Source organism: Streptosporangium fragile, from assembly GCF_039534445.1.
GTDB lineage: Bacteria > Actinomycetota > Actinomycetes > Streptosporangiales > Streptosporangiaceae > Streptosporangium > Streptosporangium fragile.
Genome location: NZ_BAAAVI010000131.1, coordinates 1 through 10657, shown reverse-complemented (window position 1 = coordinate 10657; position 10657 = coordinate 1). Strand labels below are relative to the sequence as shown.

Here is a 10657-nt window from a genome sequence, read left to right as displayed (position 1 = left end):
TCATACGCGCATGGACCGGCGCGTGCCCCACCTGCCACCGCGACATTCCCGGCCCAACTCCGCCAGAACACCACCCACCAGAACCAACCTAACGAAGTACTACTACCGACGAGCGGTAAAACATCACGGACGAAAACGCGCCATCGTCGCCGTCGGCACCCCCGTCCCCGCGACCATCAGGCACCCGCTGTCCGCCCTCGACGCCCGCTACCACGACCTCGAACCCGGCCATTACCAATCCCGCATCCCCACCAGGCGCCGCGAACGCGACCTCGTCCACCGGCTCGATCTCCGAGGCCTTCCTGAGGAGATCCACGCCGGTGACTCCCACAGAAGTGGAAGGCACGGCGTGACTCTGAAAAGCAGAAAGGCCCATGATGGCGTTTCACCTGTTCACGGGCCCTCTCACTATGGCGCGACCGAGAGGACTCGAACCCTCCTCGGCCTTTTGATCCGTAGGGCTGCAAGAGCACGGTCTCGCCAGAACGCGAGACTGTCGACAACGCTCGGCGTAGCTCTGGTGAAACACACCGACCAATCAGGACCCGCGCTCAAGATGAGTCAACGCTCGCGGTGTCCGCCGGCGCCCATGCATAGACATGATGATCACTGGCCGCTACTGCCACGTTGTCGTCACCCAGAACCAAGAAAGCCCCGGCCATGATCGGCTCGGGGCGTTTCTGCTACTCATATGATGTGGTCAGGGGCGGGGTCGAACCGCCGACCTTCCGCTTTTCAGGCGGAACAATCGCCCTGCTACCTCGGTCCGTCCCGAGGTCGGGGGTGCTGCTCGGATGTCGGTGCGCGCTCATGGTGGCCGACGTTGTCGTCAGCGTTGTCGTCACATCAGCCGTGGCGCTCAAGAACCTCGATAGCTTCCAGTACGTCGGTAACCGCATGGTCGGCCTGGTGGTCGACTCCGGGCCAGGTTCCTCGGTCGATCCAGATCGTTCGAAGGCCCGCGGCCCGTCCGCCGGCTATGTCAGCGGTCAGGTTGTCACCGATCACCCATCCGCCCTCGGCGAGAGCCACGCCGCAACGCTTGGCCGCGATCTCGAACAGACCGACGTCGGGCTTACGGATGCCCTCGGCCCCCGACAGCGCATAAGCGTCTACAGCCTCGGCCAACCCTGTCTGGTGGATCTTCCCAAGTTGGTTGTCCGCCGTCCCGTTGGTGACGATCGCAACTCGCCACCCGGACGCGCGTAACCGGGCCAAGCCGTCCAGCACTTCAGGCCGACAGCGCACGAGGTACGGCATCTGCAGCCGATAGCGACCCCACAACTCCTCGACCGAGTCAGGCAGGACGAAGCGCTCACGTACCTTGGCGAAAAACACCTCTCGGTGTGGGTAGCCATCTCGGTCGAGACCGATCAGCCAGTCGACCGCCCCGTCCTCCAACCGGTACTCCTCCGCGAACTCCTGGACCCACACCCGAAACGCCGTGTCAAGGTCTACGAGAGTGTTGTCCAAGTCGAAGAGCGCGAGCCGCTGCACGGGCACACCGTAGCCGCTCGCCTACCCTGCCAAACAGCCTCCGACCGATGGCTGTGCCTCACCCCATACGGCAGCAAGTGGACCCAGACCGCAGAGTGGCCAGGCCCGAGGAACGGAAGCGGCGCGACACGTTGCGGAGGTCGTAAAGAACGCTTCGCAATCATTGGCCTACAGCGACGTATCGATGCTCTTGCGTGCCTCTGGGCCATCACCCACCCAATGCATGACGCCACCTTGCCACAGTTGCATGGCGCCCTGTCCGACAGCTCGTTCGCGGTTCTCCTGTGGCTTGTGGACCGGGACGCCTGATGCAGTTCGTAAGGGCCGGGGAACCGACATGGCAACTCAAGATCGCATATAAAGGTTACATAGCACACAAATACCTCAGCCTCAGAGCAGCATGTAGTACAAACGGGCCACTTTGCATAGGCATATCGATCCGAACCCCTGCTTACCGGACGCAGCAGCCAGCCGCTTGTGGCACTCTATAGTCATGAGTTCCTCGGCACCCCAGCGTCGCCTCCGCCAAGCGAAGCCACCAAGCGTCAAAAGAAGCATCTACTTCTATCGGGTCGATGCCGGCGCCGATGAAACCGGCATCCCCAAGAACATTGATGTTGAGCTGAGGTCTGGACTCAAAGCGATCAACGACCTTTCCTTCGCCCCCGACAGTCGCCGCTACATGAACCAGGCGGATGGCAGTAGTTTGTGCGCCTGGGTAGACGACACAGTCGGAGACATCACGATGGTTCGACTGGGAACCATCCGGAGGAATGCACTTCCGCAGTCAGAACTTGGAGGCATCCTCCGCAACCTCACCCTCGGCGACGACGAAGGACTATGCGAGACCTCGCATATTTGCCTATTCCCTGACGGGATCGTAGGCGTGGAGCACAATTTCTACGGTCCCCGCGCAAAGCGCCTGCCCAGATACATGGAGCATGCGCTGTCTGAGCCAAAGCCAAAGTTCACACTCGAGGCACTGCTCAACCACGACGTGGCGCAGCAGTTGGAAGGGCTTAAGGCCGTTCGCAAGCTCACACTACGAGTGCGCAAGTCGTACGTGGCGACTATCGGAGAAGCCAACGAATCGCTCGGCAAGGCACTTGACTCGGCGGCCACCGGAAGTGATGCCGCGGTTGTCGGACTCATACTCCAGCCAGAGCCGTACAAAAGAGTCGATCTCAAATCTGACTTGATCAACTTTTTGCGTCGCCTCGTCCGCAGGGAAGATCTTCGGGACCAGGCAGAGGAGTTGAAGGCAACCGTCGTCGACGGCGAAACCGGGAGAACCGATGAGATCAATCTGCTCGAGGACCAGCTCATCAGTAAGAAGACGATCCTGCGCCAGAGCCAGAGATCCAGAGTGTTGAACAGGGAGGATGCATACCGCCAGATCATCGCCGCCTACGATGAGCTACACGAAGATCTTTTGTCGGCCTCGTCCGCTAGTGTGTCCTTGAAGGGCTCGAATCAATCCCCCTAAGAGGTGCAACGGATGACGCGACGGCGATTCCCCTCCTTCGCCAAAGAACTATGCACATTCGCTGTCACCTCAACACTGCTCTATAAAATATCGTTAATCGCAGAAGTAGATCACCCACTGCAGGAGATACTACTTAACCGACGGAAAGATATCTATACTGCCACAGTTGGGCTTCACGGAACCCTCCTGGGCTTTATTGTTGCAGCCATCACTATCGCTTTGACTTTCGTCAACTCGCCCCGATTCGAAATATTGCGTCGAACCAAGCAGTGGCCCCGCCTCTTCGGTTCCTACACAAGAAGCATGCGGTGGGCCGCCATGGCTACCCTGCTATCATTCATTGCACTGGTAGTCGATAACGACTCGGCCCCAAATAGGCTGACGGCTATTTCCTGCCTCTGCGCGATCCTATTCGCAGCTTTAGCGCTTACACATATGCTGTGGGTTACCGAGAAGACAGTCAAGGTGGCAATTGCCGCAAAACCAAGATTGCCAGGGGAATAAAAATAGTAAGGAGCTCAAACCACCTACAGTTCCGCCAATCCTGGCCCAGCGCGGAGCCGCCCCAATTGCAGTGATAGGTCTAAACCTGGACGGGGGCTAACTGCTTCTACGCAAGCGCAGTCAATTGTCAGCACTTTCGTTATCCCTGGCCGTCGGATCGTAAGTTTCCCGGAAGATCATTTCCGTCAGCCATCTCTTGAATGAGGGGTTGCCGGCGAACTGACTGTAGAGCTCTGTGTCGGACTTGAGGAACGCCATAATCGCCCGCTGCACGGCGGCATCGCTCTCGACGCGCGCGTTCTGCTCGTCGTTGTACCGCTGGGCGTTGATGTACTGCTTATCCTCTCGAACCTTCGCGGGTATCTCCACAGAAATCAGATGACGTATCCGGTCCTTATCGGTCCAGGGAATGTTGCCGAAGTGCTGGTTGAAATCCTGGAGGATGACCGATGCGGGCTTCAGTTCGGGCTCGGGCCGGTGTCCGGTAGCCATAGGGGTGCCTGCCGTCAACTCCGCGTCCTCGTCGCTTAGGGTGATGCTAATCGCCATCTGCTGCTCAGCCCGGTAACTGTCCAGGTCTACAGTCTCCAAGATCCCCCTGGAAAGGTCCTCCTCGATCGGTGCGGGCAGTTTGGGGATAAGGAACGTCAGCAAGATCGACAGTTTCAGCCACCCGGCGTTGCGGTAGGGAAGGATGCCCGCCAGGTAGTCGTATGTGCGGACGAACGCCTTGGCCGTGCCCTTGAACTCGACCTGCTGGTCCTCACTGTCGAGCTCCTGGTATGCGACGACGAGTTGGTCGAGGAGCGCTTCTAGACGCGAGCGGGGCTCCTTGCCCAGGAACATCTCAACGAAGCGGTCGATGTCCTCGCGGCCGTAAACCCCCATGCCGTCAAGAACCGCCCGCAGATCGTGGAGCTTGTTGGGATCGACTGCTTCCGCCAGCACGGTGGTGCGGTACCACCGCTCGAACGACTTTTGGATGCCCTCGGCCTTGTTGTAGAAGTCCAGGACGGCCACGTCGTACTTGTCAGGGTGAGCGCGGTTTAGCCTGGACAGAGTCTGCACCGCCCGTACGCCAGACAGTGGCTTGTCAACGTACATGGTGTGTAGGAGTGGTTCGTCGTAGCCCGTCTGAAACTTGTCCGCGCAGACCAGGATACGGTACGGGTCCTCTCGGAAGGTTTTCTCAATGGCGCTGCTCGGGAAGCCATTCAGGCTTGCCTCTGTAACGTTCTTTCCGCCGTATTCGTGCTCGCCCGAGAAGGCAACGATGGCCCGATAAGGGCTGCCTAGCTTCTGCAGATACGCATTGATGGCGAAATAGTAGTCCAGCGCTCGCGAAATGCCGTCAGCCACCACCATGGCACGTGCTTTACCACCGATCTTCCGGGGCCGGATCACGTGCTCCAGCAGATGATCAACCATGATCGACGCTTTAGTCTGGATCGCGTGCTCGTTGCCCTCGACGTAACGGCGCAACTTCTTCACGGCCTTCTTGGCATCGAACTCGGGGTCGTCCTCAACCGACTTGACAAGCTTGTAGTAGCTCTCCACAGTCGTGTAGCTCTTCAGAACGTCCAGGATGAAACCCTCTTCGATCGCCTGCTTCATCGTGTAGATGTGGAAGGGGTGATCGCGTCCGTCCGTGCCGCGGCGGCCGAAGTAACCGAGCGTCCGCTCCTTGGGTGTAGCCGTGAAGGCGTAGTAGCTGGCGTTGCTGAGCAACTTCTGACTGTCGATAATCCTGTTGATCTTATCTTCGGTCGTCTCCTCCTCGACATCTTCCGGAGCGGTACCGAGCGCACTGCTCATGGCGTGAGTCGTCTTACCACCCTGCCCGGAGTGCGCTTCGTCGATGATGATGGCGAACCGCCGGTCCCGGTGCGCGTTGCCGATGTCCTGAAGGATCACCGGGAACTTCTGAACGGTGGAGATGACGATCTTCGTACCATTGGCCAGCGCCTCGCGCAGGTCCTTCGACTTGTCGGCGTGCTTCACGAGTGATCGGAGCTGCGTGAACTGCTTGACCGTACGCTCGATCTGCGTGTCCAAGTTGATGCGGTCAGTGACTACGATAACCGCGTCAAAAACGGGCGAGTCGTCGCCGCCGAGACCGACCAGTTGGTGCGCCAGCCAGGCGATGGAGTTTGACTTGCCACTGCCAGCCGAGTGCTGGATCAGATAGCGCTGGCCGGCGCCGTTCTCCTCACTGTCTTTGAGGAGCTTACGGACGACGTCGAGTTGGTGGTATCGAGGGAAGATCTGCCACCGCTTCGTCTTTTTGGTCTTAGGGTCCTTCTCCACCAGCCGGGCGGCGTAATGCTCGATGATGTCCGCAAGGCTGCTTGGCGACAGGATGTCCTGCCAGAGGTACGCCGTCCGGTAGCCATTTGGGTTGGGCGGGTTGCCGGCGCCGCCGTCCCATCCCTTGTCGAAGGGAAGAAACCATGACTTCTTACCGGCTAGCCGGGTACAGAACCGCACCGAGTGCTCGTCCACCGCGAAGTGCGCTAGGCAGCGACCGTCGGCGAAAAGCAGCTCACGTGCATCGCGCGTGTTCTTGTACTGCTCGACAGCGTCTTCCACGGTCTGTTTGGTTTGGTGGTTCTTCAGCTCGAACGTCGCGAGCGGCAGACCGTTGACGAAGATGGCCAGATCCAGGGCTAACTGCGTGTCGTCCTGGCTGTAGCGCAGCTGTCGAGTCACACTCCAGCGGTTGGCGCGGTGACGCCGTTCCGCGACGGCATTACCCGGGGAGGGAGTCGCCCCGTAGAAGACGACCTCGTAGGCCCCCGTGCTGGTGGAGTGGTTCATCCCCTTCCGCAGGAGGTCCACGACTCCATGCTGGGTGATGTGACCCTGCACACGGTTGAGGAACTGCGCACGTGTGTTGGACTGAGGATTGTCAAGCTCGAACGCCGCAGCGGCCTCCGGCTGGGTCTCCTCCAGGAACGCACGAAGTTGCTCGACGTCGATGGCGCGGCCACGGTCATACGACTTGGCAGACCCCTCAATCCACCCGCCGGACGGCGAGGTCATGTCCGCGACGATGTCACGTTCGAGGGCTCTCTCGCTCATGTCCGTACCGCCATACAACCCCGCTGCGCTGCTCACATTGACTCCTCGGTCAGGTCATCACCGTCCAGCCCCTCCTCATCGGCGTCATTTGCCGTGATTAGGTCGGCGTGGTGCGGATCCACATCGGGCAGCGCCGCTGCGGCAGTACGGACGTCGAGTTTCCCGGTGACCACGTCAGCAGTCAGGCGGGTTTGGTATTCACGGAGGAGGGAGATTTCACGCTCGATGCGGTTAATCACCGCGTCGATTTCACGCTCGCGCCTACATAGATACCGCGCGATCTCCTCTTGCTCCTTTTTGGGAGGTAGCGGAATTAACAGCTGCCCATAACGAGTTGGATTGAGATTCGCTTGATGAAGACTCAGCAGTGCATGCCCGCGGGCATAGGCCCAAAAGAGAGGGCTATTGAGTGCATAACATAGCCACTGGGCACAGCATTCTCGTCGGACGCGCAGTCTTACAAGGTAAGACGCAAAAGAAATCGTTTCGTCGTCTGGACCGTCGTAGATTCCTACTTTTCCTACAAGATCCGGACTGTTTGTTCGATTGAAGAGGAGGTCGTTATGGCGGACTGTAAGCCCAGGGGGAACTGCGACAGAATTTCCAGACGCGGGGACGCTCACCTTCCCATCTCGGATGCTTCCCATCGTAAGGATTCGGATCGGACCGTATCCTTCCGGACTTTGAGAGGTGCCATACTCGATGTCTTGAAGCAGGCGTTTAATCGGAACCATTGCCCAATGAGATGGAATGGTTTCGACCCACGGAACTCCTGCCTCTTTAAATTCAACAGAAGGGGCCAGTCCGCCGGTCACCGCCTGATGCACAATTGCGCGCTTTTGTGCGGCGAGCAGGGTTACGAGCTGCCGCTTGACCTGGATCGCCGCTCCAATCTTTCGTTCGACATGTCGAACATACTTTACGATAGCATACTGCTCCTCGGCGGGGGGAATGGGAATGGGAAGCGACTTAAAGTCATTGAAATCCAGGTTCTGTCGAAGTCCTGAACCCATTCCGTAATAGATCTTCATAAGATCATAGGAGTGCAGTACTTGGTATGCATAGTCCGGGACAAGCTCCCCGCGAGGCGCGAGTCTCAGATATGCCGAAGTGATGATTCCCCTCGTATTTGCCTGCCCAACACGCAGGCTGGTTTTGTCATTCTGAAGATCTGTCGGGCGAATGACGATGTCTTGTGGCTCTATAATTTGATATGTTTCATAAGAGGCGGGGAGGAGGCCGCTCGGTTTGGATAAACTCCGAGTGATGATTTTCCCATAACTAAGGGACAGCACTGTTGTCTCTTGCATGCCAACATTTTTGTTGGATCTGTATGTCAAGCATGACCGACCAGGTTCAACAGACCAGTGCGCAGGAATCGAATTCAACCAATCGATCCCTGTATCCACATACTCCGCGTACGGCGCGAGCTCGTTGTTCACATGCCCTCCCCGCCAAGCAGGTCTCCTAGCAGCCCTTCGGTCTCTTTCTCCAATGCCACGATGTCCGCCCGGATTTCTTCCAGGCTGCGCAGCTTCGGGGGCTTGTAGAAGTGGCGCGTGAAGCTAATTTCATATCCCTTTTTCGTTGCGCTCTCCTTGATCCACGCATCTTTCGCGTGGGGCAGGACCTCGCGGTAGAAGAACGCCTCGATGCCGCCAGGTTCTAGCAGCGGCACCTGTTCCGTGTCGCGCAGTTCACTGTCGGCTTCGAACTCGACGAGGAGCGTCTGCGGCTTTCCTGACTTCGTCTCTTCTATCTCGTACAGGCCGTACAGAGGGCGCGCAATCGTGCCAGCCTTGTGTTGTTTGAGGATCACCGGTTTCGCGGCCTCGTCGCGCCAGCTCATGCCCCGCAGCAGTACCTTGCGATCAGCCGGGCTGAGCTTGAGGCCGAGGCGGCTCATCGCCAGACTGGCCTGCCGGTCGAACTCGTTGTAGTCGTCAAAGGTCTGCTCGCCTATGTCGTCGAGCAGCGCCGCACCGACCTTGACCAACTGCCCGTCTCGCTCCCATGTCTTCGCGTTCAGCAGCTTCTTGCGGGCCGCCTCTTTGACAACAGGGATGTCGGTGTTCGCCTCGTCCTCATCCCAGCCAGCCGCGCGCGCCCACGAATCCAGTTGCTCGCGCACCTGCTTGGCCACGCTCGCGAAGTCCGTGAACAAGTCGTCGCCGAACTTCTCGTACAGCAGCTCCCGCGCTTCCTCTTCACCTGACGCGAAGCGCAGTGCTTCGACACGTGCCTTGGTGAACTGGCTGCAAAGGCGCAGCGGACGTTCCACCGTGATCTTCCAGTAGCCGAACGCCTCGTTCTGGAAGATTTTGGATCGCTTCGTCTCGGCGAAGTCCAAGAATGCCTGGGTGACGCGCTCGATGTCGGTTGCAGCCAACTCGCAGTTCTTGCTTCCCAGGTTCTTGCGCAGTGGAGTAGACCAGCCGGAGGCGTCGATTAACTGTATTTTGCCCTTACGGGCCTCAGACTTTCGGTTCGTGATCACCCAGACATAGGTGGCGATTCCTGTGTTGTAAAACATGTTCAGCGGCAGTGCGACGATCGCCTCAAGCCAGTCATTCTCAATGATCCAGCGCCGGATGTTACTCTCACCGCTCCCGGCGTCCCCGGTGAAGAGAGACGAGCCATTGTGAATCTCAGCGATCCGGCTGCCCAGCGGTGACTCAGTCTTCATTTTCGAGACCATGTTCGCCAGGAACATCATTTGGCCGTCGTTGGAGCTAGTGACCAGCGAGGATGGCTCCGTCTCGCCCTCGAAGGTGACGATGAACCGGGGATCCGAGATTTTTGCCTTCCCACCCAGCCGTTCCTGGTCGGCCTTCCAGCTCTTACCGTAAGGAGGGTTGGCGAGCATGAAGTCGAACTGCTGGCGGGGAAAGGCGTCGTTGGAGAGTGTGGACCATTCTGGGCCGCCCTTGATGTTGTCGGCAGCTTCCCCATCACCCTTCAGCAGCATGTCGGCTTTGCAGATGGCATACGTCTCGGAGTTAATCTCCTGGCCGTACAGCCGGGTGACGATGTCCTTCGCACCATGCTGGGCTGCGAGGTCGCGCAGGGTCTCCTCGGCGACGGTGAGCATGCCTCCGGTGCCGCATGCACCGTCGTATAGCAGATACGTGCCACCTTTGATCTTCTCTGCAATGGGCAGGAACATCAGCCGGGTCATGAGCTTGACCACGTCACGTGGTGTCCAGTGCTCGCCGGCCTCCTCGTTGTTCTCCTCGTTGAACCGACGTACCAGGTTCTCGAAGATCGTACCCATGGCGTGGTTGTCGAGGCCCGGCAGACGAACCCGCCCGTACGCGTCGAGTACGGGCTCGGGGGAAAGGTTGATCTCCGGCGACAGCAGCTTGTTGAGCAGCATTCCGAGGGTGTCATTGCGGGTTAGCTTAGGGATTTGGTTACGGAACTCGAAGTTGTCGAGGATTTCCTTGACGTTCGGCGAGAAGCCGTCCAGGTACGCCTCGAAGTCGCTGCGGAGCTGCTGGGCCGTAGTTCTCTTGGAAAGTTTCTGGAGGGTGAAGGGCGATGTGTTATAGAACGCCTCCCCTGCGGCCTCTCGCAACGGGAAATCCAACTGCTCACGGTCGACCAGACCTAGGCTCCTGAGCTCCTCATGGGTACGCAGGACGGCGTCCTTGGTCTTTTCCAGGACGGCGTCGAAGCGCCTGAGGACGAGCATGGGAAGGATCACGTCGCGATACTTGCCTCGGACGTACACATCGCGTAGGACGTCGTCTGCGATTCCCCAGATGAAGCTCTCGATCCGGCTCTGCTGCGCGCTGTACACCCTGCGACCGTCTCTTCCCAGACCGCCCGGTCCTGTTCGGGCCGGCGCCCTAATGCATGCTCCTAAAGACATTGCAAAGGGTAGCCGAGGGAACGAACATAGGCAGGACACCTGCACCTATGAGGCTGAGGGTCGCGTCGAGTCATGTGCAGGTAGCTTCGCTGAGGGTCAGTCATCCGATGGCAAGCGGACCCGGAGCGCAGGGCCGCCAGGCCTGAGCACCGGAAGCCGCGCGGCGTGCGCCACGAGGCGCTGTTTGACCGTGCGGAGGTGGAAGACCTTCGCCG

Annotated in this window: 5 protein-coding genes and 1 tRNA gene; 1 reads left to right on the top strand and 5 read right to left on the bottom strand. The window is 59.0% G+C overall.

All coding sequences use genetic code 11. From position 1 onward, the window contains the following. Positions 1-697: 697 nt before the first annotated feature. Both ABD841_RS39750 and ABD841_RS39745 read right to left on the bottom strand, forming a co-directional pair. A tRNA-Phe gene (locus ABD841_RS39750) sits at positions 698-762 on the bottom strand. An 84-nt stretch (positions 763-846) separates the two neighbouring features. Continuing rightward, positions 847-1497 carry an HAD family hydrolase gene (locus tag ABD841_RS39745; protein ID WP_344982234.1) on the bottom strand — a complete coding sequence of 217 codons (651 nt, stop codon included), beginning with the start codon at positions 1495-1497 and terminating at the stop codon, positions 847-849. 493 nt (positions 1498-1990) lie between these two features. Here ABD841_RS39745 and ABD841_RS39740 point away from each other — a divergent pair, with 493 nt between their 5' ends. Then, the gene (locus tag ABD841_RS39740) at positions 1991-2983 is read left to right on the top strand and encodes a hypothetical protein (protein ID WP_344982233.1); all 993 of its coding nucleotides are present in this window, start codon (positions 1991-1993) and stop codon (positions 2981-2983) included. 624 nt (positions 2984-3607) lie between these two features. On the opposite strand, the gene ABD841_RS39735 is transcribed toward ABD841_RS39740, so the two are convergent. From ABD841_RS39735 to ABD841_RS39725, 3 genes are read right to left on the bottom strand one after another with little or no spacing between them, the layout of a single operon-like run. Next, positions 3608-6604 carry a type I restriction endonuclease subunit R gene (locus ABD841_RS39735; RefSeq protein WP_344982232.1) on the bottom strand — a complete coding sequence of 999 codons (2997 nt, stop codon included), beginning with the start codon at positions 6602-6604 and terminating at the stop codon, positions 3608-3610. Continuing rightward, positions 6601-8010: a restriction endonuclease subunit S gene (locus ABD841_RS39730; protein ID WP_344982231.1), complete on the bottom strand. Its 1410-nt coding sequence runs from the start codon at positions 8008-8010 to the stop codon at positions 6601-6603. Before ABD841_RS39730 ends, ABD841_RS39735 begins: the two co-directional genes overlap by 4 nt. Beyond that, complete coding sequence (locus ABD841_RS39725) at positions 8007-10370, bottom strand: type I restriction-modification system subunit M (RefSeq protein ID WP_344982230.1); 2364 nt, start codon at positions 10368-10370, stop codon at positions 8007-8009. Before ABD841_RS39725 ends, ABD841_RS39730 begins: the two co-directional genes overlap by 4 nt. Between the last annotated feature and the right edge of the window lie 287 nt (positions 10371-10657).

Coding starts and splice junctions, on each gene's coding strand:
- ABD841_RS39740 (WP_344982233.1), top strand. CDS start 1,991: ATGAGTTCCTCGGCACCCCAGCGTCGCCTCCGCCAAGCGAAGCCACCA.